Source organism: Curvibacter delicatus NBRC 14919, from assembly GCF_001592265.1.
GTDB classification, from domain to species: Bacteria; Pseudomonadota; Gammaproteobacteria; order Burkholderiales; family Burkholderiaceae_C; genus Hylemonella; species Hylemonella delicata.
The window spans coordinates 133,340-159,149 of sequence record NZ_BCWP01000003.1; the positions used below are offsets into that span (position 1 = coordinate 133,340).

The following is a 25,810-nucleotide window of genomic DNA, read 5'->3' on the forward strand; positions in this document are numbered from 1 at the left end:
CGGGACGGCACGCTGGCACGGCGGACCGACACCGCGCGTGCCAGCTGCAGAGAGCCACGCTGCCAGACCCATGAAAAAAAGCCGCGCATTGCGCGGCTTTTTTGTGCCTGCCACAGCGTGGCAGGTGCGGGAAGATTTAGATCTTCACCGCGTTCATGTACTGGTTGAACGGGAATTCGGAGAAGCGGTTCCACAGGATCTGGTCGCGCTGGAACGCACGCATGTCCTGGTGGATCTTCTTGAACTCGGGCGACTTGGCTTCGTGCTCGGCGAACACTTCCATCGAGGCCTTGAAGCCGGCGTCCATCACAGCCTTCGGGAAGGCCTTGAGCTGGGTCTTTTCAGCCACCAGTTGCTTGAGGGCGATCGGGTTCCAGGCATCGTACTTGGCGGTCATGTCGCGTGCTGCCACAACGGTTGCAGCGTCGAGGATGGCCTTGTTCTCATCCGACAGCTTGGCATAGGCCTTGTTGTTGATGAAGAACTCGAGGTCGGCGCCGCCTTCCCACCAGCCGGGGTAGTAGTAGAACGGAGCCACCTTGTTGAAGCCCAGTTTCTGGTCGTCGTACGGGCCGACAAACTCGCTCGCGTCCAGCGTGCCTTTTTCCAGTGCCTGGTACACGTCACCGGCAGGCATGTTCTGCGCCACCACGCCCAGCTTGGCCATGGCTTCGCCGAACAGGCCGCCGCCCAGGCGCATCTTCAGGCCCTTGAGGTCGGCCACGGACTTGATCTCCTTGCGGTACCAGCCACCCATCTGGGTGCCGGTGTTGCCTGCGGTGGCGGTACGGAAGTTGTACTTGGCAAAGAAGGCGTCCAGCAACTTGCGGCCATTGCCGTATTGCTTCCAGGCTTCATTCTGGCGTGCGGTCAGGCCAAAGGGCACGGCGCAGCTGAAGGCAAAAATGGGATCCTTGCCCGTGAAGTAGTAGGACGCAGACTGCGCCATTTCGATCGTGTCGCCCTGCAGCGCATCCACCACGCCGAAAGCGGGCATCAACTCGCCGGCCGGGTGAACCGAGATTTCGAACTTGCCGCCCGACATGGCCTTGACGGTCTTGGCCAGCATTTCAGCGCTGCCGAAGATAGTCGCAAGCGACTTGGGGAAGCTCGAAGCAAGGCGCCAACGCACGGCAGCTTGAGCATGCACGGCAGGGGCGACACCGGCGGCGAGCACGCCAGCAATACCGGCCTGCTTGATGATGGAACGACGATCCATGGGGCGATCTCCAGATTTTGGGTTGAAAAACTGACCATGCGTCTCATGAACGCACGGAGTACAGGCTGCGAAGTCTAAACCGAAACAGGTGTGTTCAGGCTGATGGACGGCAATGGTTATCCCTAGGCCACGACCTTGAACGCAGGGCGTGCCTGCGCCACCAGATCAGGGAAACGCTTCTCGATGCTGGCCTGCATGCCCGCGGCATCCAGCCCCTGCAAACTCAGCAGCTTGGCCGGGTCGCCGTGCTCGATGAAGACATCGGGCAGCCCCAGTTGCAGCAGCGGCTTGAGTACCCCTGCAGCCTGCAGGGCCTCACTCACCGCACTGCCGGCGCCACCCATGACAGCGCCCTCTTCCACGCTGACCAGTGCCTCGTGTTCGGCCGCTACCTGAAGCAGCAACTCGGTATCGAGCGGCTTGACCCAACGCATGTTGACCACAGTGGCGCCGAGCTTCTCGGCCACGTCCAGCGCGGGGTAAAGCAGCGTGCCGAAGGCCAGGATGGCAATGCCTTTGCCCTGACGCCGGACCTCACCCTTGGCAAACGGCAAGCCTGACAAGCCGGCCTCGGGGGCGACACCGACACCCGCACCGCGCGGGTAACGCACCGCCACCGGGTGGTTCTGCTCGAAGGCGGTACTCAACAGCTGACGGCACTCGCGCTCATCGGCCGGGCAGGCCACGCTCACATTCGGAATGCAGCGCAGGTAGGGAATGTCGTAGGCACCGGCGTGTGTGGCCCCGTCGGCGCCGACCAGGCCCGCACGGTCGAGCGCGAACACCACCGGCAGGTTCTGCAGCGCCACGTCGTGGATCAGCTGGTCGTAGGCGCGCTGCAGGAAGGTGGAGTAGATCGCCACCACCGGCTTCAGCCCTTCGCAGGCCAGGCCGGCGGCGAACGTGACCGCGTGCTGCTCGGCGATGCCGACGTCGTAATAACGATCGGGGAAACGCTGGTGGAACTCCACCATGCCGGAACCCTCGCGCATGGCCGGCGTGATGCCAACCAGGCGCGGATCCTTCTCAGCCATGTCGCACAGCCAGTGGCCAAACACCTGGGTAAAGGTCTGTTTCGGCGGCGTGGCCGGTTTCTGCAGACCGACCGCCGGGTCGAACTTGCCCGGGCCGTGGTAGGCCACCGGGTCGGCCTCGGCCAGCTTGTAGCCCTGGCCCTTCTTCGTGACCACGTGCAGGAACTGCGGCCCCTTGAGGTGCTTGATGTTCTCCAGCGTGGGAATGAGCGATTCGAGGTCGTGGCCGTCGATCGGGCCGATGTAGTTGAAGCCGAACTTCTCGAACAGAGTCGCCGGCACCACCATGCCCTTGGCGTGCTCCTCGATGCGCTTGGCCAGCTCGAACAGCGGCGGCGCGCCCTTGAGCACCGTCTTGCCAACGTTCTTGGCGGCGGCATAGAACTGGCCGCTCATCAACTGCGCCAGGTAGCGGTTGAGCGCCCCCACCGGCGGGCTGATGCTCATGTCGTTGTCATTCAGGATGACCAGCAAGCGGCAGTCTTCCACGCCGCCGTGGTTGAGCGCCTCAAAGGCCATGCCGGCCGTCATGGCACCGTCGCCGATGACGGCGATGGCATGGCGGTCTTCGCCCTTTTGCCGCGCCGCCAACGCCATGCCCAAGGCGGCGGAGATCGATGTGCTGGAGTGGGCGGTGCCGAAGGCGTCGTATTCGCTTTCGGTGCGCTGCGGGAAGCCCGAGAGGCCACCGAGCTGGCGCAGCGAGGCCATGCGTTCACGCCGACCGGTCAGGATCTTGTGCGGGTAGGTCTGGTGGCCCACGTCCCACACCAGGCGGTCATGCGGTGTATTGAAGACGTAATGCAGCGCCACGGTGAGCTCCACCGTGCCGAGGTTGGAACTGAGGTGGCCGCCGGTTTTGGCCACACTCTCCAGCAGGTAGGCGCGCAGTTCATCCGCCAGCGTGCGCAACTGGAGACGCGAAAGCTTGCGCAGATCCGCCGGATCGTTGACGGTCTGCAGCAAGGGATAGGTGGTGTTCGACATACGCTATGTTTTTGATAGCTGGTTGCGCAATATTGACAAGGGCTTGATGCCGATTTGATACTCAACTGGCACGGTTGACCACCATGTCGGCCAAGGCACGCAGCGCGCGCGTGTCGGCCAGGCCGCTGGCATCAAGTGCTGCCAACGCCTGTGCCAGCAGCTCCTGCGCATAACGCTGCGAGCGCTCCAGCCCGAGGATGGAGACATAGGTCGGCTTGTCCTGCTCGGCATCCTTGCCGGCGGTCTTGCCCAGGGTAGCGGAGTCGGCCGTCACGTCGAGGATGTCGTCCACCACCTGGAAGGCCAGGCCGATGGCGGCGCCATAGGTCGACAGGGCATCGCGTTCAGCGGTCGTCAAGGCACCGCAACTTGCCCCCATCAGCACGCTGCCCTGCAGCAGGGCGCCCGTCTTCAGGCGGTGCATCTCACGCAGTTGCGCCTCGTCCAGCCTGACGCCGACGCTGGCCAGGTCAATGGCCTGGCCGCCGGCCATGCCGGCGCTGCCGGCCGCGCGCGCCAGCAGCCGGCACAGCTGGGCCTGCATGGCCTCGGGCACGCTGCCGTCGTCCGGCGTGAGCAACTCGAAGGCCAGCGCCTGCAGCGCGTCGCCGGCCAGCAAGGCACTGGCCTCGCCGTACTGCACATGCACGGTCGGCTTGCCGCGGCGCAGCACGTCGTTGTCCATGCAAGGCATGTCGTCATGCACCAGCGAATAGGCATGGATCAGCTCCACCGCGCAGGCGGCGCGCAGCGCGGCCTGCATGTTGCCGCCCACCGCCTCGGCGGCAGCCAGTACCAGCAGCGGGCGCAGACGCTTGCCGCCATCCAGCACGGCGTAGCGCATCGCCTGTCCCAGGCCGGCCGGGGCATCGGATGCCACCCAAGTCGAAAGTGCCAGTTCGACGCGGCCCAGCCGCTCGGCGCTCCAGGCGCGCAGATCCAATTCAGCCAGCTGAGTCACTCGGGTGTCCATGTCTTGAGCGTGCCTTCGTCCAGCACCTTGATTTGGGCCTCCACCGCTTCGAGCTTGTCGCGGCAGTACTTCAGCAGTTCCGCGCCGCGCTGGTAGCCCGACAGCAGCTGTTCCAGCGGCATGTCGCCGGATTCGAGCCGACTGACCAGTTGCTCGAGTTCTGCGAGTGCAGCCTCGTAGCTGGCGGGCAGGCTGGATGCGGACGAGGAAGGGGTGGCCTTGGGCATGGAAGCGAGAGGGGTGAAAACCTGCAATTTTAGGCTGCCACCTGCCCGCCCGGGTCAGCGGACCTGTAAAAGTCCTCGAAATCCGGCAACGGGCATACGGAATCAACCCTTCGGTGTGGCGTGCAGCAGCCCCGGGGTACAATCCCAGGTCCTCCCCCGGCCTGCCGCATCGGCAAGGCCATTTCCGTTTTTCACGCCCGAGGGCGTACCTCCCTGTGGGGAGTCTTTAGGTCAGGTCACCCATGTCTGATTTAAGTCTTCAACTGCAGCAGGCGCACAGCCAACTACCAGTTTCAAGCTACTTTGACGAGGCGCTGTTCCAGCGCGAGATGGCACAGATTTTTCAGCGCGGGCCCCGCTATGTGGGGCACGCCGCCAGTGTTCCCGAGGTGGGCGACTACTATGCCCTGCCGCAGGAGAACGAGGGCCGTGCCCTGGTGCGCACGCCTACCGGCGTGGAATTGATCTCCAACGTCTGCCGGCATCGCCAGGCGGTGATGCTCAAGGGCCGTGGTTCGCTCAACCACACCCAGTCGGGCAGCGCCGGCGGCAACATCGTGAGCCCCTTGCACCGCTGGACCTACTCGGCCCAGGGGCAGCTCATCGGCGCACCGCATTTTGCGCACGACCCCTGCCTGAACCTGAACAACTACAAGCTGCGCGAGTGGAATGGCCTGCTGTTCGAGGACAACGGCCGCGACATCGAGACCGACCTGGCTGGCATGGGGCCGCGCGCCGAACTCGACTTCACCGGCTTCACGCTCGACCGCGTCGAACTTCACGAGTGCAACTACAACTGGAAGACCTTCATCGAGGTCTATCTGGAGGACTACCACGTCGGCCCCTTCCACCCTGGCCTGGGCCACTTCGTCACCTGCGACGACCTGAACTGGGAATTCAAGGACAACTACTCGGTGCAGACCGTGGGCGTGTCCAGTGCCTTCGGCCGTCCCGGCTCCAAGGTCTACCAACGCTGGCACGACGCCCTGCTGAAGTACCGCAACGGCCAACTGCCCGAGCGCGGCGCCATCTGGCTGACCTATTACCCGCACATCATGGTCGAGTGGTACCCGCACGTGCTGACTGTCTCCACGCTGCACCCCATCAGCACCACCAAGACGCTCAACATGGTGGAGTTCTACTACCCGGAAGAGATCACCGCCTTCGAGCGCGAGTTCGTCGAAGCCCAGCAGGCGGCCTACATGGAAACCTGCATCGAGGACGACGAAATCGGCGAACGCATGGACGCCGGCCGCCGTGCCCTGTTCGACCGCGGTGACAACGAAGTCGGCCCCTACCAGAGCCCGATGGAAGACGGCATGCAGCACTTCCACGAGTGGTACCGGCGGCAGATGGGGATGTGAGTCCGTCCACGCGGGCATCCGGCATGCATGTGCTCGCCCTGTGCGGCAGCCTGCGGCAACAGTCGAGAAGCCTGGCCCTGTTGCAGGCCATGCGCACCCTGGCCCCGGGCAGGCTGGACTTCACCCTCTTCACCGGCCTGGGTGAGTTGCCGCTGTTCAACCCTGATCTCGAGCCCTGCGCCCCCAGCCCCGTGCAAGCCCTGTGGAGCGCGGTCACCCAGGCGGATGCACTGGTCATCGCCAGCCCGGAATACGCCCACGGTGTCACCGGCACGATCAAGAATACGCTCGACTGGCTGGTCGGCCTCGTCCCGTTCACCGACAAACCCGTTGCCGTGCTCAATCCGTCGCACCGCGCCCAGCACGCCGACGACGCCCTGCGCGAGATCCTGCGCACGATGAACGCACAGCTCATCCCCGAGGCCTGCCTGCGCATCCCGGTCACGGCCTGCGAGCTGAATGCCGAAGCCCTGGCCAGCGACCCGGCCCTGTCACCCCTGATCCGCTCGGCGCTGGCAGCGCTCGAATCATTTCACGCCAACAGCCTGCCCCGTCAAGGTGAATCCTAAAATGGCAGCCGTACTGACACCCTGCACGTCAGACAGCCGCCCCATGCGGCTGATCCGCCACAACACGGGTGACTCCCACCCGCCTCTTCAAGATTGAGTCATGCAAGCACTCTGGATGGTCCTCGGCGCCTTTTTCTTTGCCACCATGGGCGTGGGGGTCAAGCTGGCCTCGGCCTCCTTCAACACCTTCGAGCTGGTGTTCTACCGCGGCCTCATCAGCATCGCCTTCATGGCAGCCGTGCTGCGCACTGGCGGTGTGGCGCTGCGCACGCCGGTGCCTTTCATGCACGCCTGGCGCACGGTGGTCGGCGGTGCGGCCCTGACGGCCTGGTTCTACGCCATCGCCCACCTGCCGCTGGCCACGGCCATGACATTGAACTACATGAGCGGCATCTGGGTGGCGGCCTTCATCATCGGCGGCGCCCTGCTCTACGGCAAGGCCGAGCGCCAGGGGCCGCTGCTGGCCACCGTGCTGCTGGGTTTTGCCGGTGTGGTGCTGACACTGCGCCCCACCATCGACCAGAACCAGCTGTTTGCCGGCCTGATCGGCCTGCTCTCGGGCATGAGTGCGGCGCTGGCCTACATGCAGGTCACGGCGTTGGGCCGCGCGGGCGAACCGGTGGGTCGCACGGTGTTTTATTTCGCCGTCGGCACCACGGCCACCGGCGCGGTGGGCACGCTGTTTGCCGGCTTCACGCCCTGGTCGCAGATCACCTGGCAGGCCGCCGTCTGGCTGATCCCCATCGGCGTGCTGGCCTCGCTCGGCCAGTGGTGCATGACGCGCGCCTACAGCCGCGGCCACACCCTGGTGGTGGCCAGCCTGCAGTACTCGGGCATCGTGTTTGCCGCGCTCTACAGCCTGCTGCTGTTCGGCGACCAGATTCCGCTTTCCGGCTGGTTGGGCATCGGCCTCATCGTCACCAGCGGCGTGGCCGCCACCTTCCTGCGTGAACGTGCCATCCCGGATACGCCGGCGGAAGAGCATTAAGATCACCCCCGACTCTCGCCCACTGCGTGTGGCTCGCATCCCCCCTTCCAGGGGGCGCACCCAGCGGCCCGGCAAAGCCGGTTCCGCGGGTGCCTTGGGTTGAAGCCATTTTTTCCGCCAGGCAGTCCGCGAAAGTCCCCCTGACTTTCCGCAAGGATTCTTCATGTACGCCACCCTGATCACTGCCGAGCAACTGCTGACCCTGCAACAAAGTAGCAAGCCTCTGATGGTGTTCGACTGCAGCTTCGAGCTGATGCAGCCCACCGAAGGCGAACAGCAGTACCTGCGCGCGCACATTGCCGGCGCGCAGCGTGCCGACCTGGACCGCCACCTCAGCGCCAAGCATCCTGCTGACGCGGTCAACGGCGGGCGTCACCCGCTGCCGACGCGCGAGGCCTTCGCTGCCTGGCTGGCCAGCCTCGGTTTCACAGCCGACATGCAGGCCGTGGTGTATGACCGCCAGGGCGCCAACTACTGCGGCCGGCTGTGGTGGATGCTCAAGTGGGTTGGCCATGAGGCAGTGGCGGTGCTCGACGGCGGCCTGCAGGCGTGGGAGGCTGCCAACGGTGCCATCGAGACCGGCACCGCCCTGCCGCGCGTGGCATCGGCCTTTCACGCCAGCACACCCAAGGCGCAACTCGCCACCACCGACACGGTGCTGCAGCAACTCGGCCGGCCGACCCAGACCTTGGTGGATGCGCGTGGCACGCCGCGCTTCCGCGGCGAGGTGGAACCGCTCGACCCGGTGGCCGGCCATATCCCCGGCGCCCTGAACCGTCCGTTCAATCTGAACCTCGGCCCCGACGGCAGGTTCAAGCCGGCCGAGGAACTGCGCGCCGAATTCACGGCCTTGCTCGCCGGACGCGACCCGGCCAGTGTGGTGCACCACTGCGGCAGCGGGGTCAGCGCCGTGCCCAATCTGCTGGCGATGGAAGTGGCCGGCCTGGGCCGTGGCGCCCTGTATGCCGGCAGCTGGAGCGAGTGGTGCAGCGACCCGGCCCGGCCGATGGCGCAAGGCTGAGCCGGACACAACACCATGCAACCACGCATCACCGTCATCACCCTCGGCGTCGACGACCTGACACGCGCACTGCGTTTCTACCGCGATGGCCTGGGTCTGCCGACCGAAGGCATCGTCGGAACCGAGTTCGAACAGGGTGCGGTGGTCTTCATCGACCTGCAAGCCGGCCTGAAACTCGCGCTCTGGCCACGCAAGAGCCTGGCGCGGGATACCGGTCTGCCTTTGGGTACGCCCAGCCCGACCGAACTCAGCCTCGGGCACAACGTTGCCTCCGAGGCGGAAGTCGATGCCGTCATGGCGCAGGCGCAGGCGGCGGGAGCGCTCATCGTCAAGCCGGCGCAGGCCACTTTCTGGGGCGGTTATGCCGGTTACTTCCAGGACCCCGACGGCCATCTCTGGGAGGTGGTCTTCAATCCCCAGTGGCTCGCGCCGGAATGAGCCCAGGTTGTGTCACCGTCCGCGCCGATGCATCACCCATTTGATTTTTGTTTTTCTGATGTCCCTCATCACCATGTTCCGCACCCGTTACCGCCGCCTGCTGGGCACACTCTTCAGTGCGCTGGCTGGCTGGCTGGCGCTGCCTACCCTGGCCGCCCCGCCCGCGTTTGAAGACACGATCGCCCAGCGCACCCTGGCCTGCACGGCATGCCACGGCGCCCAAGGCCGCGCAGCACCCGATGGCTACTACCCCCGCATCGCCGGCAAGCCGGCGGGTTATCTGTACAACCAGCTGCTGCATTTCCGCGAGGGCCGCCGCAGCTACCGCCTGATGACGCACATGGTGGAACCCTTGAGCGACAGCTACCTGCGCGAAATGGCCGAACACTTTGCAACTCTGGACCTGCCCTACCCCGCCCCCAGCCCGGTCTCGGCCACGGCACAGGAACTCCAACGCGGCCGGCAACTGGCCTTGCAAGGCGATGCCACCCGCCAGGTGCCGGCCTGCGTGCAATGCCACGGCAGCGCCTTGACCGGCGTGCAACCTGGCATTCCCGGCTTGCTGGGCCTGCCGCGCGACTACCTGAATTCGCAGATGGGCGCCTGGCGCAGCGGCCAACGTCGCGCCCATACCCCAGACTGCATGGCCAGCATCGCCCGGCGCTTGAGCGACAGCGACGTGTCGGCGGTGAGCGGCTGGCTGGCCAGCCAGCCGCTGCCGGCCAATCCCAAACCGGCCCGGGCGCTGCCGGCGCCTTTGCCCCTGGAATGCGGCAGCGCTTATGCGCCCTCAGCCGCCGCAGCCACAGGAGGCCGGCCATGAACGCACGCAAACACCCCACCGGGCGCCATGCCCATCAAGGCCGGCTGCTGCCCGTGCTGGCCCTGCTCCTGCTGCTCGGCAGCGTGCTCGCTTGGCTGATGTGGCCAACAGCGCCGCTGGCCGTGAAGGCTTCAGCCACCAACCCGGCAACCGACACCGCCACGGTCGAGCGTGGGCGCTACCTGGCCACGCTGGGCAACTGTCAGGTCTGCCACACCGCGCGCGGCGGCGTGCCTTACGCCGGCGGACGCGGCATCGCCACGCCGTTCGGCACCGTCTTCAGCAGCAACCTCACGCCCAGCCCCGCCGGCCTGGGCGCCTGGAGCGCGGACGACTTCTGGCGCGCGCTGCACCACGGCCAGTCGCGCGACGGGCGCTGGCTGTACCCGGCCTTCCCCTACAACAACACCACCCACATCACGCGCACCGACAGCGACGCGCTCTACGCCTACCTGCGCAGCCTGCCGCCGGATGCGACGCCTGCCCCGGCGCACCAGCTCGACTGGCCCTACAACACCCAGGCTGCGCTCAAAGTCTGGCGCGCCCTGTATTTCGAGGAAGGTGCCGCCGCGCCAGCGGCAGCGAATGACAGCAACCTGGAGGTGCAACGCGGCGCCTACCTGGTGCGCGGTCTCGGGCACTGCAGCGCCTGCCATGCGCCGCGCAATGCGCTGGGCGCCAGCAGCAACATGCTGGACCTCGCAGGCGGCCTGATCCCGGTGCAGAACTGGTATGCGCCCTCGCTGACCAACCCGACCGAAGCTGGCGTGCAGGACTGGACGCTGGACGACATCGTGGCGCTGTTCCAGAGCGGCCGTGCCGGCAATGCCCTGGTGACTGGTCCCATGGCCGAGGTGGTGCAGCACAGCACGCAGCACTGGAGCGCCGCCGACCTGCGCGCCATGGCGCTGTACCTGAAGCAACTGCCCCGCACCGAAACACCGGTGGCCAGCACCGCGGCAGCGCCCAGCGCGCGCCTGAAGGGCGCGGGCGAACAGCTTTATGACAAGCGCTGTGCGCAATGCCACGGCGAACACGGCGAAGGCCGCCGCGGCACCGATGGCCGCCTGGCCTACCCGCCGCTGGCAGGCAACCGCGCTGTCACCCTGGCCTCACCGGCCAACCTGGTGCAGATCGTGCTGAACGGCGGCTTTGCGCCGGCCACCGCGGGCCACCCACGCCCCTTCGGCATGCCGCCCTTCGTGCTCCAGCTCAGCGACAGCGATGTGGCCACCCTGCTGACCTACATCCGCACGCAATGGGGCAACCAGGCCGCACCGGTGAGTGCGCTGGACGTGCAGCAGCTGCGCGGCACGGCGGCACGCTGAGGCCAACAGCCCCTACCGCGCTTGACGCTACGCTAGGCCGGGCTCGGCTCAGTGGTCGAGCCGGCCCGGCGGTTCGGGCGCGGGAGACACCTGCCGTGACGGCACATCGATCACCTCTGCGTCATCGGCACGCGCCGCGCTGCCCGGGCGATAAAACCGCGCCCACTGGGCACGGCGGATGAGCGTGAACGCCAGCGGCTGCACCGGTCGACCCGTCAGGCGCGCCCACAAGGCGCGCACCAGCCACAAGGCCCCTACCAGCACGGCCGCCACCGCCAGACTGGCCAGAAACACCAGCCCCATCATCAGCAGGACGGCCCGCAGCAACAGCTTGAATAAACCCCGGATCACATCATCCACGCCTAAACTCCTTTATGCCAGCGACAGGTGAGGCCTACGGCCTTGAATGCAAGACCGGGACCGACCCCGAATCGGCGCGATCGCCTGGCGCCTTGAACGGGCTGGCCCCAACCTCGCCGCCCGTTGACTGGTAGAGGGTTTCGTACGCCTGGGCGACCTGGCGCCAGGTCCGCACAAAAGAAGGCACCGAGGTCTGCCGCTCTAGTTGCTGCTCAATGGCCGCGGCCCAGGCATCGACCGGATCGGTCAATGCCAGCACCGCGCCGGCCTCCGGCTTGACATGGGCAGCGGCACCACAGTGGTTCGACACCACCACCGGTACCTGGGCCGCCATGGCTTCGGCAATGACCATGCCATACGGTTCGGCTTTGGCCGGATGCAGCAGGACGTCAAAGCGGGCGTAGTCCGGAAGCGACCACCCCATCAGTTCATACCCCTCCTGCCAATGGGCAAACAGCGGCTGCACTTCGGCCGCCACCGGCCCCAGCACCATGAAAACCAGATGGGGCCGCCACCGGCGCAAGCGCTCGACCACGGCGACCGCAAACTCCAGGCCCTTGCGCTGCCACTCCTTGCCGACAAAGCCGACCACACCGCCATCACCAGGCACGCTGTGTGGCAAACGATGCGTACTGCCGGCAACACCGGGTTCGATTGCTTGCGTCAGCTTGTGGGCGAACTTCGGGTAGTAATGCGCCAGTTGCTGCCGGTTGAGCTGGGACACCGGAACGATCCATTGGGCCCTGGCCAGCTCGCGCCGTTCCATGTACAGCTGCATCACGACCCGCAGGGACAACCAGCGGGTCCAGTGCTTCTCGAACACCGTGGCAAAGGGCTGGCCGTGGTAGGTCGTGATGTGATGGCACCCCAATCGCTCATGGCTGTGGATCAACCAGCCGGGGTGCGGATGCGCCTCCAGCCAATGCGCCACCTTGTTGCCAAAGCGCCAGAGCGCTTTCCAGCGGGGACGCGCCGGCGATGTTCCCAATTCATGCACGACCATGCCGGGCGGCGGTTCGGCCTCACGTGTTTCACACAGGACCTTGACCTCATGCCCCAGCAGGCGCATCTCGCACGCCGTTTCCCAGACATAGCGTTCCATGCCACCCACCGGGCCAAAACGACGCACCACATAAATCAGTTTCATACGGAGATGAAACTTAATGGCAACAGGTTGACCGGATACTGACCATCCGGTAAATCTTCTGTAAAGCCGTGCAACAGAGGTTTGTGCCAAGGCACACCACCCGGCCTGCACGGACACCCAGGCGTGGGATTGCAGGTTTCCGGCCTCTTGCGCCGGCGGGCCAGGGGATGCGCTCAGTGCCCGTGCGCCACGCTGCTGACCAGCGTCACCAGCCCGATGCCCACCAGCAGCCAGGCGATCTGGGCCAGCGTCTCGCGCAGACTCAGGCGCTTTTGCAGTTGCGGAATCAGGTCGGCCAGCGCCACGTAGATGAAGCTGCTGGAGGCCACCACCAGGAAGTAGGTCAGGTAATCGTGCAGCTGGTCCACCAGCCAGTAGCCGATCAGCCCGCCCAGTGCCGTGATGGCGCCGGCCAGCGTGACCTTGAGCAGCGCAGCCTTGCGGTCGCCCGTGCTTTGCCGCAGCACCAGCAGGTCACCCATGTGGTGTGGCACCTCGTGCGCCAGCACGGCCAGGGCCGCAACCACACCCAGGCGCAGGTCGGCGATGAAGGCGGAGGCGATCAGGATGCCGTCGCCGAAACAGTGCACGCTGTCGCCGGCCAGCACGGTCCAGCCGCCCGAGGTGTGCACATGGCCGTGGCCATGCGGGTGATGTGCCGCGTGTTCATGGTCATGCTCATGTCCGTTGTCCGCCGCGTGGTGGTGTTCATGGCCATGGTGCCAGAGTTCGGCCTTGTCGAGCAGGAAGAAGAACACCAGGCCGACCAGCAGCGTCATGAACAGGCGGTGCGGCGCGACCTCGCTCTCGAAGGCTTCGGGCAGCAGGTGCAAAAAGGCGGTGCCCATCAAGGCCCCCGCGGCCAGGCTCAGCATGTGCTGGGTGTAGCGTGACAGCACGCCGAAACTCAGGGCCGCGGCCAGCCACACGCTGCCGATGCCGGCGGCCAGGGTACCGGCCAGAATTGCTATCAAAACCATAGCTGCTTGCGCTTTTTCATCAAGGGTAGGGGCCGATTTTCGCATCCAATTCAGGGCGCGGCCCGGGCGCGGTCAAAAAAGCCGCCCGCAGGCGGCTGATTGCCGGTGCATGGTCGGACACCACGCAAGACTCAGGCCACGCCGTGCTGCTTGAACCAGGCCAGGCAACGCTTCCAGCCGTCTTCCGCGGCTTCCTTGCGGTAGCTGGGCCGGTAGTCGGCATGGAAAGCGTGCGGCGCCTCCGGGTAGACCACGAACTGCGAGGCCTTCGAACTTGCGTTGCCGGTGGCCAGCGCGGCCTTCATCTTCTCCACGCTGTCGAGCGGAATGCCGGTGTCGGCGCCGCCGTACAGCCCCAGCACCTGACCATGGAGCTGGCCGGCGATGTCGATCGGGTTCTTCGGTGTCAGCTCCGTGCGGTCGCCGACGAGGCGACCATACCAGGCCACACCGGCCTTGATGTGTTTGCTGTGCGCGGCGTAGAGCCAGGTCTGTCGGCCACCCCAGCAGAAACCGGTGATGCCCACGCGCGCCAGGTCGCCGCCGTTGGCGCCAGCCCAGGCCACGGTGGCATCGAGGTCGCCCATCACCTGGGCGTCCGGCACCTTCGAGATGACTTCGGCGATCAGCTTGGCCATCTCGCCGTAGCTTTGCGCATCGCCCTGGCGCACGAACAACTCGGGGGCAATGGCCAGGTAACCGGCGCGGGCAAAGCGGTTGGCCACGTCGGCAATGTGCTCGTGCACGCCGAAGATTTCCGACAGCACCAGCACCACCGGCAGGTTTTTCTTGCCCGCCGGCATGGCACGGTAGGCCGGCATCTTGAAGCCCTTGACGTCAATGCTCACCTCGCCTGCCGTCAAGCCGTCGGTCGGTGTCTTGATGGCCGTCTGCGCCATGATGGGCATGACCGAGGCGGCATAACCCACGCCCAGCGCGGTCTTGAGCGCGGTACGGCGTGTGGCGCCCGCTTCGGTGCTCTTGCCCGGCAGCAGGGCATTGAATTCGGTCTTGAGGTCGCGGTTCATCATCTGTTGCTCCTGGTTCTGGTTTGGCGGAAGTAGCGAGTCTAGGGGCAAGGCCGGAGCGCTGCACACGCCCGCCGTAATCACCCACAACCGGGGCACCGACAGCGAGTCCGGATAATCGGGGCATGACCACCCCCACACCCGGCCAGCCGTCCCGCACGGCGGCCTCCCCCCAAGCCAGCTTCAGCACCCTGCCTCTGAGCCCCGCCATGCTCGACAACCTGCGACAGCTGGGCTACACCGAGATGACCCCGATCCAGGCCGCCAGCCTGCCGATTGCCCTGCTGGGTAAGGATCTGATCGCCCAGGCCAAGACCGGCAGCGGCAAGACCGCCGCCTTTGCGCTGGCGGTGCTGGCCAACCTGAACCCGCGCCGTTTTGCGGTGCAGGCGCTGGTGCTGTGCCCCACGCGCGAACTGGCCGACCAGGTGACGGTGGAGTTGCGCCGCCTGGCACGGGCCCAGGACAACATCAAGATCGTCACCCTGTGTGGCGGCGTGCCGATGCGCATGCAGAACGCCTCGCTGGAGCACGGTGCTCACATCGCGGTGGGCACGCCGGGCCGCATCATGGACCACCTGCAACGCGGCACGCTGGACCTGTCGGCGCTCAACACGCTGGTGCTCGACGAGGCCGACCGCATGCTCGACATGGGCTTTTTCGACGACATTGCCACCGTGGCACGCCAGTGCCCGCCCGAGCGGCAAACGCTGCTGTTCTCGGCCACTTACCCGGAAGGCATCGACAAGATCGCCAAACAATTCCTGCGCGAGCCGCAGCAGGTGAAGGTCGAGGCGCAGCACAACGCCTCGCTGATCGAGCAGCGCTTTTACGAAGTCACGCGCGCCAACCGGCTGCAGGCCGTGGCGCAGCTCCTGCAGCACTTCCGCCCGGTCAGCACCCTGGCCTTCTGCAATACCAAGCAGCGCTGCAAGGAACTGGTGGAGCTGCTGCAGGCACAGGGCTTCAGTGCGCTGGCGCTGTACGGCGAGCTGGAGCAGCGCGAACGTGACCAGGTGCTGGCGCAGTTCGCCAACCGCAGCTGTTCGGTGCTGGTGGCCACCGACGTCGCATCGCGCGGGCTGGACATCACGCAGCTGGAAGCGGTGATCAACGTCGACATCTCACCCGACCCCGAAGTGCACGTGCACCGCATCGGCCGCACCGGCCGCGCCGGTGAAACCGGCCTGGCCCTGAGCCTGGCCAGCATGGACGAGATGGGGTATGTCGGCAAGATCGACCAATACCAGCAGCAGGCATCGGTCTGGCACAAGCTCGACGAGCTCACCCCGGCCAGCCAGGAGCCGCTGCTGCCGCCCATGATGACGCTGCAGATCCTGGGCGGGCGCAAGGAGAAGATCCGCGCCGGCGACGTGCTGGGCGCCCTGACGGGTGAGGCCGGCTACACGCGCGAGCAGATCGGCAAGATCAACGTCACCGAGTTCTGCACCTTTGTCGCGGTGGATCGCCGCGTCGCCCGCGAAGCCGCGGCCCGGCTCAATGCCGGCAAGGTCAAAGGCAAGAGCGTGAAGGTGCGGCTGCTGGACGTGGCCTGACAGACACCCGCCGGCGGCGGTTGTCTTGCGCGCATGGCGACCGGCTACGCGGCCCGAGCCGCCGCTCGGGCGGGCTTGCCGGGTGCGGTACCGGAAGGTTTTTTCCGGGTTGTTGGAGCCACCTCTCGCGTCGTGGCGGCGGGAGGCGCCACGGTTGCGCTAGGCGCACGGCTCAAGTCGTTGTTGCCTTCCACCAGCTGGCGCAACATCGCCATGAACAGGCCGCGCTGCCCTGCGGGCAAGGGTTCCAGCATGCGCTCCTGGGCGCGCAGCATGCTGGGTTCAATCTTGCGCAGCAGCCTGGTGCCGTCAGGGGTCAAGGTCAACAGGCGGGCGCGCCGATCGTCCGGATTGGCTTGGCGCTGCATCAGCCCGCGCACCTCCAGCCGGTCGATCACGCTGCCGATGGTGGCGGCATCAAAGCCGATGCTGCGTGCCAGCGTGCGCTGGTCAACACCCGGCTGACGCTGAATGGCCGCCATGGCCGCGTATTGAACCGGCGTCACGCCAAAGGCTTGCGTCTCTTCCAGGAAAACAGCGACAGCAATCTGCTGCAGGCGGCGGATATGGAAGCCGGGCAGGTTTTCCAGTTCGACGTTCGAACGACTCATCGTGACAGCGCTAGGGTTTTTACGGGGTTGATCGGATGGATTCTAAATCTACACTGATAGTAAGCATACGTACCATATGCATGCTTCTTATTCAGACCGCTTGAATTCAAGGACTTCGCCGTGCCCCTTTCCGGACAACCACCAAGCACCGTTCTCGTCGCCGGTGAAAACATGGGTGAACGGGTTGAACGGTGGGAACCTGGGCAACGCTGTCTTGCCCCAATAACACCCACTAACCAAGCAGCCTGAGAGTTCCTGCTCAAAGGAGCGACGCCAGTGACCCGGCACAACCGGCGCTGCAGTGTCCACCGCCTCAGCCCCCACACCGCCCCCACTTCAGGACATGAACATGAGCCACGAACTCGGCCGACTCGAAGACCTGCCGCAAGACTACCGCGACGAGCTGACCCAACTCAACCTGGTGCCGCTGTGGCCCAGCCTGCGTGCCGTGTTGCCGCCCAAGGTACCGACGCGCAAGACCCGGCCCACCTGCTGGTCCTACCAGTTGCTGCGCCCTCTGCTGCTGCGCGCAGGCGAGCTGACCCCGATGGAGAAGGCCGAACGCCGCGTGCTGGTGCTGGCCAACCCCGGCCACGGCCTGGAGAAGATGCAGGCCAGCGCCGCCATGTACCTGGGCATGCAACTGCTGCTGCCCGGCGAATGGGCGCCGTCCCATCGGCACACGCCGAATGCGGTGCGCATGATCGTGGAGGGCGAAGGCGCCTACACCACGGTCGATGGCGAGAAATGCCCCATGCGCCGCGGCGACCTGATCCTGACCCCCACCGGCCTGTGGCACGAACACGGCCACGACGGCACGGAACCGGTGGTCTGGCTCGATGTGCTGGACCTGCCGCTGGTCTACTACACCGAGACCTCGTACGCCATCGAAGGGCAGCGCCAGCCGGTCCAGCCCGGCCATGGCGAGCAGGCCTACCGCAGTGGCGGCGTGATGCCGACGCCGGTGTTCGAGCGCAGCCACAAGGCCTATCCGATGCTGCGCTACCCGTGGGTCGACGCACGTGCGGCCCTGGTCGCGCTGGCCGCGGACCGCCCGGACCAGGAAGCCGTGCAGGTGAGCTACGTCAACCCGGAGACGGGCCAGGCGGCGCAGAACATCCTGGGCTTCTACGCCCTGATGCTGCGCCCCGGCCAGACGCTGCGCCTGCCCGCGCGCTCGCCGGCCATGGTCTTCCACCAGATCGAAGGCCGGGCGGAAGCCCGGATCGAGGACAGCACCTTCACCCTGAACGAGGCCGACACCTGCTGCGCCCCCGGCTACACGGCCGTGACGCTGCGCAACCTGTCGGCCGAGCAGCCGGCCTTCCTGTTCATCGCCGACGAAACGCCCTTGCATCAAAAGCTCGGCGTGTTCGAGAACCGGGGCTGAGACGCTGGCAGCCATCTTGCCGACCAGACCGCAGGCCCCCCTTTTGAAAACAGACCCGCCATGAACCCGACCTACCTCTGGACCCCGCCCGCCCCCCCTCGTTACCCGTGCGCGGCCAGTCCGAACGCCTGCCCGTCAACCGCCTGTTTTTCGTCGGCCGCAACTACCATGCGCACGCCGTTGAGATGGGGCGCCCGGTGGACAAGACGAGCGCTCGCCCGTTCTATTTCACCAAGACTCCGTCCACGCTGGTGGCATCCGGTGCCACCGTGGCTTACCCCCCGGAGACCAGCAACTACCAGTTTGAAATGGAACTGGTGCTGGCCATCGGTGCACCGGGCTTTCGCGTCAAGGCCGAAGCGGCGCACCAGCTCATCTACGGCTACGCCTGCGGCCTGGACATGACACGCCGCGACCTGCAGCTGGTGGCGCGCGACCAGGGCCGCCCGTGGGACCTGGGAAAGGACGTCGAAGAGTCCTCGGTCTGCTCCGAGATCATGCCGATGCCCGGTGTGGTGCTGGAGCAGGGCGAGATCGAACTCAGCGTCAATGGGCAGGTCAAGCAGAAGTCGGACCTGAACAAGCTGATCTGGAACATCCGTGAACTCATTGCCGATCTGTCCTTGTTCTACCACCTGCAACCCGGCGACCTGATTTACACCGGCACCCCCGAAGGCGTCGGCCCGGTCGTCAGCGGCGACCGCATCACTGGCCATGTCGAAGGCGTAGGCGAGATCGCACTCAACGTCGGTCCTGCTGCGTGAGAGAGGCGGCCATGAAGCTCTACAACTTCTTTCGCAGCGGCACCTCGCACCGGCTTCGCATTGCGCTGAACCTCAAGGGCCTGCAGACCGAGTATGTGCCAGTGGACCTGCGCACCGAACAGCACCTGAAGGCCGAATTCAAGACGCTCAATCCCCAGGGCCTGGTGCCTGCCCTGGCGCTGCCGGGCGCTGCGGGCCAACCCGGGCCGGTGTTGATCCAGTCCCCCGCCATCATCGAATGGCTGGAGGAGCGCCATCCCACGCCGGCGCTGCTGCCTGCCGACCCCGAAGCACGCGCGCACGTGCGCGCGCTGGCAGCCATCGTGGGCTGCGACATCCACCCCATCAACAACCGCCGCATCCTGGAATACCTGCGCAAGCAACTTGGCTGTGATGAGGCGGCCGTGAACGCCTGGTGCGCCACCTGGATCAGCGCCGGCTTGGAGGCCTACGAGGCGCTGCTGGCCGCCGACAAGACACGGGGCCGCTACAGCTTTGGGGAGACACCCACCGTGGCCGATGTCTACCTGATCCCACAAGTGGAAAGCGCCCGCCGCTTCAAGGTGGACCTGGCACCGTACCCGAATATCGTGGCCGTCGACCAGGCCTGTGCAGAACTGGAGGCCTTCCGGCGCGCCGCACCGCTGCAGCAGCCGGACGCGCAGTGAAAAAACATCAGCCGTGTTTTCAGCTGGCGGGGTAATCCTGCTCCGCCGGCAACCGCAAGCAAGAAGGAGACAAATCATGAAACCCAAGAACCTCGCACGCTGGTCAGCCGTCCTGGCTGCCTGCACCTTGAGCCTGACGGCCACCCTGGCCGTGGCAGCCGAACCCCTGAAGGTCGGGCTGGTGCTGCCGATGTCGGGGCCGTTCTCGTCCTACGGCAAACACATCGAGAACGGTGCGCGCCTCTACCTCCAGCAGACCGGCGGCGTCTTCTCCGGCCGCAAGGTCGAACTCATCATCAAGGACGACACCGGCGTAGCACCGGAAATCAGCAAGCGTGCCGCGCAGGAGTTGATCGTCAAGGACAAGGTCGACGTGCTCGCCGGCTTCGGCCTGACACCCTCGGCCTTCGCGGTCGCACCGATTGCGACCCAGGCCAAGACCCCCATGATCATCATGAACGCGGCCACGTCCTCGATCACCACCAAGTCCGACTACATCCTGCGGGTCTCGCACACCCTGCCCCAGGACACCGCCCCGATTGCCAGCTGGGCCGCCCAGAACAAGATCAAGAAGGTCTACACGCTGGTGGCCGACTTCGGGCCCGGGCATGATGCCGAAGCGCAGTTCAAGAAAACGTTCACGGCCGCCGGCGGTGAAGTCATCGGCGAGGTCCGCACACCGGTCAAGAACCCGGACTTCGCGCCTTTCCTGCAGCGGATCAGGGATGCCAAACCCGAAGCCGTGTTCCTGTTCCTGCCCCCGGGCGAACAGACCATTGCCTTCATGAAGGGCTTCGAAGAGCGCGGCATGGGGAAAGCCGGCATCCGCATCATCGCCACCGGCGATCTGACCTCTGAAGACCTGATCGACGCCATGGGCAACAACGCGCTGGGCGTGGTGAACTCCTTCCATTACTCGGAAGCACACAACTCGCCTGAGAACAAGGCCTACGTCCAGGCCTACTACAAGGCCTATCCTGGCTACCGCCCGAACTTCATGTCGGTCAGCGGCTACGACGGCATGCAGCTGATTGCCAAGACACTGGAGAAAACCGGTGGCGACGCCAGCGGCGACAAGTTCGTCGCCGCCGCCAAGGGGATGAGCTGGACCAGCCCGCGCGGCCCCATCAGCATCGACCCCCAGACCCGCGACATCATCCAGACCATCTACATCCGCAAAGTGGAAAGGGTCGGCGGCAAGCTGCAAAATGTTGAGTTCGACGAGGTACCCAACTTCAAGGACCCCGGCAAGCAGTAAGCACCGCCCCGGTTCGGGTCACACCCACACCATCCGGGGCATGGCCTGCACCGGATGGTGCCAAGGCGCTTGGTGCGCCTTGGCCCACGCGCATGTCAATGCGCCTTATCCCAGTTCGGCCCCACGCCCACCTCGGCCAGCAGCGGCACCTTGAGGTGCGCCACACCCGCCATCAGGCGCGGGACTTCATGGCGAACCCAGTCCACCTCGGCCTCGGGCACCTCGAACACCAGTTCGTCGTGCACCTGCATGATGATCTTGGTGCCACGCTGCTCGGCATCCAGCACTTCCTGAACCTTGACCATGCTGAGCTTGATCAGATCGGCCGCCGTGCCCTGCATGGGCGCGTTGATGGCGGCGCGCTCGGCACCGCTGCGGCGCGGGCCGTTGGGTGAGTTGATCTCCGGCAGGTAAAGCCGGCGGCCGAACACGGTTTCCACATACCCCTTGGCCTTGGCGCTGGCGCGCGTGTCGTCCATGTACTGCTTGACGCCGGAGAAACGCTGGAAGTAGCGCTCGATGTAGTTCTTGGCCGCCGTATTGTCGATGCCCAGGCTCTTGGCCAGGCCATAGGCGCTCATGCCGTAGATCAGGCCGAAGTTGATGACCTTGGCGTAACGCCGCTGCTCGCTGGAGACGGCGCTGGTCGGAATGCCGAACACCTCGGCCGCGGTGGCGCGGTGCACGTCCATGCCGTCATGGAAGGCCAGCAGCAGCGCGGCGTCGCCGCTGATGTGCGCCATGATGCGCAGCTCGATCTGCGAGTAGTCGGCGCTGGCAATCACGCAGCCGGGCGGCGCAACAAAGGCCTCGCGCACGCGCCGGCCTTCCGGCGTTCGGATCGGGATGTTCTGCAGGTTCGGGTCGTTGCTGGAGAGGCGCCCTGTCACCGCCACCGCCTGCGCGTAGTGCGTGTGCACACGGCCGGTACGCGGGTTGGCCATCTGCGCCAGCTTGTCGGTGTAGGTGCCCTTGAGCTTGGACAGGCCGCGGTGCTCCAGGATCTTGGCCGGCAGCGGGAAGTCCTCCGCCAGTTTCTCCAGCACCTCTTCGTCGGTGCTGGGCGCCCCGGTGGCGGTTTTCTTCACCACTGGCAGGCCGAGCTTGGTGAAAAAGATCTCGCCGATCTGCTTCGGCGAACTCAGGTTGAACGGTTGCCCGGCCAGCTCGTGTGCCTCCTGCTCCAGCTGCAGGATGCGCTGGCCCAGCTCGTGGCTCTGCGCCGCCAGCGTGGGGCCGTCGATCAGCACGCCGTTGCGCTCGATGCGGTACAGTGCCTCGGAGCTGGCGATCTCCAGTTCGTAGATGAACTTCAGTTTCTCATCGGCCTGCAGCTGCGGCCACAGCACCCCGTGCACGTCCAGCGTCTGGTCGGAGTCTTCGCACGAGTATTCGGCCGCGCGGGCGATGTCCACCTGGCTGAACGGAATCTGGTGCGCGCCCTTGCCACACAGGTCTTCGTAGTTGATTCCGCTGCGCCCGAGGTGCCTCTCGGCCAAGCTGGCCAGGCCGTGCGGCTTGTGCACTTCCAGCACATAACTTTGCAGCATGGTGTCGTGCGCGTAACCCTGCACCTCGATGCCGTGGTTGGCAAACACATGGCGGTCGTACTTGATGTGCTGGCCGAGCTTCTTGGCCGCCGGGTTTTCCAGCCAGGGCTTGAGCCGCGCCAGCACCTCGTCGCGCGGCAACTGCGCCGGCACATCGGCATAGTTGTGCGCCAGCGGGATGTAGATCGCCTCACCCGGCTGGATGCTGAAGGACAGGCCGACGATCTCGGCCACCATCTCGTCCAGCGAGGTGGTCTCGGTGTCCAGCGCCACCAGCTCGGCCGCCTCGATGCGCGCCAGCCAACGGTTGAATGCCTCCCAATCCAGAATGGTTTCGTAGGACACCGAACTGACCTTGGACGCCGTCGCAACCACCGGCTCCTCCGGCTCGTCAAACAGGCCCGGCTCGGCGCTCTTCGCCTTGCGTGGCGCCGGTGCCGGCACGTCGCCGCCCAGTGCCCTGGCCAGGCCCTTGAAGCCGTACTTCTCATAAAAATCGCGCAAAGACGCCGTATCTTCTGCGCCGATAGCTATCGAATCGATAGCAGGCAGGTCCGGCACCCAGCCATTGAGATCGCAGTCGGTCTTGATGGTCAGCAGCTGGCGGCCGGTCGGCAGCCAGTCCAGCGCCTTTTTCAGGTTCTCGCCGGCCACGCCCTTGATGGCATCGGCGTTGGCCACCACGCCTTCGAGCGAGCCGTATTCCTGCAGCCACTTGGCGGCGGTCTTGGGGCCGACCTTGGCCACGCCCGGCACGTTGTCAATGACGTCGCCGACCAGGGTCTGGAAGTCGATCATCAGGTGCGGCGGCACACCGAACTCGGCTTCCACGCCGGCCACGTCGCGCCGCTTGCCGTTCATGGTGTCGATGATGGTGATGTGTGGGTTGACCAGCTGCGCCAGGTCCTTGTCGCCGCTGCTGATGATGACCTCAATGCCTTGCTGCGCGGCGGTGACGGCCAGGGTGCCGATCACGTCGTCGGCCTCCACCCCCGGCACATCCAGCACCTTCCAGCCCATCAGGCGCACCACCTCGTGGATCGGCTCGATCTGGGCCCGCAGGTCGTCCGGCATCGGCGAACGGTGCGCCTTGTAATCGGGGTAGATCGCATCGCGGAAAGTCGGCCCCTTGGCGTCGAACACGCAGGCCGCGTACTCGGCGTGCACCTCCTTGCGCAGGCTTTGCAGCATGTTGATCATGCCGCGGATGGCCCCGGTGGGCGCGCTGGTCGGGTCGCCCGGCACGGCGCGCAGGTCCGGCATGGCGTGGAAGGCGCGGTACAGGTAGCTGGAACCGTCGACCAGCAGCAGGGTTTTCTTCTCGCTCGGAATCTCGTTCATAAGGCCAATTGTGCCCGTGATGGCCGGGGCACCGGACGTTTTACAATGGCCGGATGCGCGCCGCCCACCTCCCCCTTCTTCTGGTCTGCCTGGCTACCGGTCTGGTTCAGGCTCAAACTGCCACCCCGAGCCCCGCCGAACAGGCCGACAAGGCCGAGCGGACCGAACCGCGCGTCGAGAACATCCGCCACGAGGATGCCGGCTCGCGCATTGACGAGCTGCGCGTGGGCGGTGAAACCAAGAGCATCACCGTCAAGCCCAAGGGTGATGCCCCGGCCTATGAGGTGGGACCGGAAAGCAACAACCGCAATCCGGCCGCAGCCGACCGCGAACGCGGCGCCGGCGGCTCGGGTGGCTGGAAAATCAAGAGTTTCTGATCCATGGCGGTTTTCACGGAAGTCTCATTCGATGAGGCCGGCGCCCTGCTGCAAGCACTGAACCTGGGCCAGCTGCAGGATCTGCGCGGCATCCAGAGCGGCATCGAGAACACCAACTACTTCGTCACCACCGACCAGGGCGCCTATGTGCTGACCCTGTTCGAGCGCCTGAGCTTCGAGCAGCTGCCCTTCTACCTGCGCCTGATGAAGCATCTGGCGCTCAAGGGCATCCCGGTGCCCGACCCGGCCGCCGACCGTGACGGCGACATCCTGCACACGCTGAAGGGCAAGCCGGCAGCGGTGGTCAACCGCCTGCGTGGCAAGAGCGAGTTGTCGCCCACCCCGGCGCACTGCGCGGCCGTGGGCGACATGCTGGCCAGGATGCACCTGGCCGGACGCGACTACGACCGCCAGCAGCCCAATCTGCGTGGCCTGGCCTGGTGGAACGAAACCGTGCCGGTGGTGCTGCCGCACCTGACGCCCGAGCAGGCCACACTGATCCGCAGCGAGCTGGCCTACCAGAACCATGTGGCGGCGCAGCCGGTGTACGGCGCCCTGCCGCGCGGCCCCATCCATGCCGACCTGTTCCGCGACAACGTGATGTTCGACGGCCCGGCCGAGGCGCCCGAGCTGACCGGCTTCTTCGACTTCTACTTTGCCGGCGTCGACAGCTGGCTGTTCGACGTCGCGGTGTGCCTGAACGACTGGTGCATTGACCTGGCCACTGGCGAAACCGATGCCGAACGCACCGCGGCCTTCCTGCAGGCCTATGCCGCCGTGCGGCCGTTCAGCGCCGCAGAGCGGGAGCTGATGCCCGCCATGCTGCGCGCCGGTGCCCTGCGCTTCTGGACCTCGCGCCTGTGGGACTTCCACCTGCCGCGCGAAGCCTCGATGCTGCAGCCGCATGACCCGGCGCATTTCGAGCGCGTGCTGCGCCAGCGCATTGAGCAACCGGTGCATGCGGCCGACTTTCTGACCGGCCCGGTGCTGCAAGCGGCATGAAACTCAACATCGTCCCTGCGCGTACCGGTTGGCTCTGGGTCAAGGCCGGCCTGCGCACCTTCTGGCAACAGCCGCTGGCGCTCTCGGGTCTGTTCTTCCTGTTCATCACCGTCATGTCGGTGGCCAGCCTGGTGCCCTACCTCGGCAACGCCCTGGCCCTGGGCCTGCTGCCGGCGGCCACCCTGGGGCTGATGGCGGCCACGCGTGAGGCGGCCCAAGGCAAGTTCCCCATGCCGTCCATCCTGGTCAGCGCCTTCCGGGCCGGCCGCCAGCAAGCGCGTGCCATGACGGTGCTGGGTGTGATCTATGCGCTGGGTTTTCTGGCGGTGCTGGGCCTCTCGGCCCTGTTCGACGGCGGTGACTTCGCCCGCCTGTATCTGGTAGGCGGTTCGCTCACACGCGAGATGGTGGAAAGCCCGGCGTTCCAGAACGCCATGTGGGCGGCCATGGCGCTGTACCTGCCGCTGTCGCTGCTGTTCTGGCACGCCCCGGCGCTGGTGCACTGGCATGGCGTCTCGCCGGTGAAAAGCCTGTTTTTCAGCGGTGTGGCCTGTCTGCGCAACTTCGGCGCCATGACGCTTTTCCTGCTCGGCTGGCTGGGCGTCTTCTCGCTCGTCGGCGCCGTGCTGCTGGTGCTGAGCATGGCCCTGGGCCAGCCCGAGCTGATGGGCATGCTGATGTTCCCGGCCTCCCTGCTGCTGGCCGCCATGTTCTTCTGCTCGATCTATTTCAGCTTCCGCGACAGCTTCGTCACCGACGAGGCTGAAACCAGCCCCTCCGGCGTCTGAGGACGCAAACCCGCGTGTG

At 66.0% G+C, this 25,810-nt stretch carries 24 protein-coding genes and 1 pseudogene; 15 read left to right on the forward strand and 10 right to left on the reverse strand.

The genetic code is table 11. The annotated features are described in order from the left end of the window. Positions 1 to 136: 136 nt before the first annotated feature. The 4 genes from CDE01S_RS02750 to CDE01S_RS02765 form a co-directional block, all read right to left on the reverse strand. The gene (locus CDE01S_RS02750) at positions 137 to 1,219 is read right to left on the reverse strand and encodes a TRAP transporter substrate-binding protein (RefSeq protein ID WP_066703405.1); all 1,083 of its coding nucleotides are present in this window, start codon (positions 1,217 to 1,219) and stop codon (positions 137 to 139) included. Between the two features lie 122 nt (positions 1,220 to 1,341). Then, the gene (dxs, locus tag CDE01S_RS02755; RefSeq protein WP_066703408.1) at positions 1,342 to 3,240 is read right to left on the reverse strand and encodes a 1-deoxy-D-xylulose-5-phosphate synthase; all 1,899 of its coding nucleotides are present in this window, start codon (positions 3,238 to 3,240) and stop codon (positions 1,342 to 1,344) included. A 61-nt stretch (positions 3,241 to 3,301) separates the two neighbouring features. Then, entirely contained in the window at positions 3,302 to 4,213 is a 912-nt protein-coding gene (locus CDE01S_RS02760) for a polyprenyl synthetase family protein (RefSeq protein WP_066703411.1), read from the reverse strand. Then, positions 4,198 to 4,440 (reverse strand): exodeoxyribonuclease VII small subunit, encoded by a 243-nt coding sequence (locus tag CDE01S_RS02765; protein ID WP_066703414.1) that lies wholly within the window; start codon positions 4,438 to 4,440, stop codon positions 4,198 to 4,200. The genes CDE01S_RS02760 and CDE01S_RS02765 overlap by 16 nt, the downstream gene beginning before the upstream one ends. Positions 4,441 to 4,682: 242 nt before the next feature. Between CDE01S_RS02765 and CDE01S_RS02770 the strand changes: the two genes are divergently transcribed. From CDE01S_RS02770 to CDE01S_RS02800, 7 genes are all read left to right on the forward strand, one after another. Beyond that, positions 4,683 to 5,804 (forward strand): aromatic ring-hydroxylating oxygenase subunit alpha, encoded by a 1,122-nt coding sequence (locus CDE01S_RS02770; protein WP_066703417.1) that lies wholly within the window; start codon positions 4,683 to 4,685, stop codon positions 5,802 to 5,804. A gap of 23 nt (positions 5,805 to 5,827) precedes the next feature. Beyond that, positions 5,828 to 6,373: an NADPH-dependent FMN reductase gene (locus tag CDE01S_RS02775; RefSeq protein ID WP_066703420.1), complete on the forward strand. Its 546-nt coding sequence runs from the start codon at positions 5,828 to 5,830 to the stop codon at positions 6,371 to 6,373. A gap of 100 nt (positions 6,374 to 6,473) precedes the next feature. Beyond that, positions 6,474 to 7,361, forward strand: a complete 888-nt coding sequence (locus CDE01S_RS02780; RefSeq protein ID WP_066703423.1) for a DMT family transporter — start codon at positions 6,474 to 6,476, stop codon at positions 7,359 to 7,361. 163 nt (positions 7,362 to 7,524) lie between these two features. Continuing rightward, positions 7,525 to 8,382: a sulfurtransferase gene (locus CDE01S_RS02785; RefSeq protein WP_066703425.1), complete on the forward strand. Its 858-nt coding sequence runs from the start codon at positions 7,525 to 7,527 to the stop codon at positions 8,380 to 8,382. A 15-nt stretch (positions 8,383 to 8,397) separates the two neighbouring features. Beyond that, the gene (locus CDE01S_RS02790) at positions 8,398 to 8,820 is read left to right on the forward strand and encodes a VOC family protein (protein WP_066703427.1); all 423 of its coding nucleotides are present in this window, start codon (positions 8,398 to 8,400) and stop codon (positions 8,818 to 8,820) included. Between the two features lie 58 nt (positions 8,821 to 8,878). Beyond that, positions 8,879 to 9,643, forward strand: a complete 765-nt coding sequence (locus CDE01S_RS02795; protein ID WP_245636090.1) for a c-type cytochrome — start codon at positions 8,879 to 8,881, stop codon at positions 9,641 to 9,643. Further along, positions 9,640 to 10,971, forward strand: a complete 1,332-nt coding sequence (locus tag CDE01S_RS02800) for a cytochrome c (RefSeq protein WP_084382653.1) — start codon at positions 9,640 to 9,642, stop codon at positions 10,969 to 10,971. The genes CDE01S_RS02795 and CDE01S_RS02800 overlap by 4 nt, the downstream gene beginning before the upstream one ends. Positions 10,972 to 11,019: 48 nt before the next feature. Here the strand turns inward: CDE01S_RS02800 and CDE01S_RS02805 are convergent, their stop codons facing one another. From CDE01S_RS02805 to CDE01S_RS02820, 4 genes are all read right to left on the reverse strand, one after another. After that, positions 11,020 to 11,331 carry a hypothetical protein gene (locus CDE01S_RS02805; RefSeq protein WP_066703429.1) on the reverse strand — a complete coding sequence of 104 codons (312 nt, stop codon included), beginning with the start codon at positions 11,329 to 11,331 and terminating at the stop codon, positions 11,020 to 11,022. A 34-nt stretch (positions 11,332 to 11,365) separates the two neighbouring features. Further along, positions 11,366 to 12,478 (reverse strand): glycosyltransferase family 4 protein, encoded by a 1,113-nt coding sequence (locus CDE01S_RS02810; protein WP_084382654.1) that lies wholly within the window; start codon positions 12,476 to 12,478, stop codon positions 11,366 to 11,368. 173 nt (positions 12,479 to 12,651) lie between these two features. After that, a complete protein-coding gene (locus CDE01S_RS02815) occupies positions 12,652 to 13,458 on the reverse strand; it encodes a ZIP family metal transporter (RefSeq protein WP_066703431.1) in 807 nt (268 codons plus the stop codon). A 131-nt stretch (positions 13,459 to 13,589) separates the two neighbouring features. Then, positions 13,590 to 14,489, reverse strand: a complete 900-nt coding sequence (locus tag CDE01S_RS02820) for a dienelactone hydrolase family protein (protein ID WP_066703433.1) — start codon at positions 14,487 to 14,489, stop codon at positions 13,590 to 13,592. Between the two features lie 122 nt (positions 14,490 to 14,611). Between CDE01S_RS02820 and dbpA the strand changes: the two genes are divergently transcribed. Then, positions 14,612 to 16,042, forward strand: a complete 1,431-nt coding sequence (gene dbpA, locus CDE01S_RS02825) for an ATP-dependent RNA helicase DbpA (protein ID WP_066703435.1) — start codon at positions 14,612 to 14,614, stop codon at positions 16,040 to 16,042. Positions 16,043 to 16,086: 44 nt separating this feature from the next. Here the strand turns inward: dbpA and CDE01S_RS02830 are convergent, their stop codons facing one another. Beyond that, positions 16,087 to 16,653: a MarR family winged helix-turn-helix transcriptional regulator gene (locus CDE01S_RS02830; protein WP_084382655.1), complete on the reverse strand. Its 567-nt coding sequence runs from the start codon at positions 16,651 to 16,653 to the stop codon at positions 16,087 to 16,089. Between the two features lie 349 nt (positions 16,654 to 17,002). Here CDE01S_RS02830 and CDE01S_RS02835 point away from each other — a divergent pair, with 349 nt between their 5' ends. The 4 genes and pseudogenes from CDE01S_RS02835 to CDE01S_RS02850 all read left to right on the forward strand — a co-directional run bounded on the left by CDE01S_RS02835 (position 17,003) and on the right by CDE01S_RS02850 (position 20,733). Then, the gene (locus CDE01S_RS02835) at positions 17,003 to 18,043 is read left to right on the forward strand and encodes a cupin domain-containing protein (RefSeq protein ID WP_066703438.1); all 1,041 of its coding nucleotides are present in this window, start codon (positions 17,003 to 17,005) and stop codon (positions 18,041 to 18,043) included. 60 nt (positions 18,044 to 18,103) lie between these two features. After that, positions 18,104 to 18,807 (forward strand): annotated as a pseudogene (locus CDE01S_RS02840) (fumarylacetoacetate hydrolase family protein). Positions 18,808 to 18,818: 11 nt separating this feature from the next. Then, positions 18,819 to 19,475 carry a maleylacetoacetate isomerase gene (maiA, locus tag CDE01S_RS02845; RefSeq protein WP_066703441.1) on the forward strand — a complete coding sequence of 219 codons (657 nt, stop codon included), beginning with the start codon at positions 18,819 to 18,821 and terminating at the stop codon, positions 19,473 to 19,475. Between the two features lie 76 nt (positions 19,476 to 19,551). Then, on the forward strand, positions 19,552 to 20,733 hold the full coding sequence (locus CDE01S_RS02850) for an ABC transporter substrate-binding protein (protein WP_066703443.1): 1,182 nt from the start codon (positions 19,552 to 19,554) through the stop codon (positions 20,731 to 20,733). A gap of 95 nt (positions 20,734 to 20,828) precedes the next feature. Here CDE01S_RS02850 and polA read toward each other — a convergent pair whose 3' ends face one another. Beyond that, positions 20,829 to 23,624, reverse strand: a complete 2,796-nt coding sequence (gene polA / locus CDE01S_RS02855) for a DNA polymerase I (RefSeq protein ID WP_066703446.1) — start codon at positions 23,622 to 23,624, stop codon at positions 20,829 to 20,831. A gap of 53 nt (positions 23,625 to 23,677) precedes the next feature. On the opposite strand from polA, the gene CDE01S_RS02860 reads away from it, so the two are divergent. The 3 genes from CDE01S_RS02860 to CDE01S_RS02870 are packed head-to-tail and all read left to right on the forward strand — an operon-like array spanning position 23,678 to position 25,791. Beyond that, positions 23,678 to 24,001 (forward strand): hypothetical protein, encoded by a 324-nt coding sequence (locus CDE01S_RS02860; protein WP_066703449.1) that lies wholly within the window; start codon positions 23,678 to 23,680, stop codon positions 23,999 to 24,001. A 3-nt stretch (positions 24,002 to 24,004) separates the two neighbouring features. Next, positions 24,005 to 25,003, forward strand: coding sequence for a homoserine kinase (locus tag CDE01S_RS02865; protein ID WP_066703451.1), 999 nt, complete (start codon positions 24,005 to 24,007; stop codon positions 25,001 to 25,003). Beyond that, positions 25,000 to 25,791 carry a BPSS1780 family membrane protein gene (locus tag CDE01S_RS02870; RefSeq protein ID WP_066703453.1) on the forward strand — a complete coding sequence of 264 codons (792 nt, stop codon included), beginning with the start codon at positions 25,000 to 25,002 and terminating at the stop codon, positions 25,789 to 25,791. The genes CDE01S_RS02865 and CDE01S_RS02870 overlap by 4 nt, the downstream gene beginning before the upstream one ends. The last annotated feature ends 19 nt before the right edge of the window (positions 25,792 to 25,810 follow it).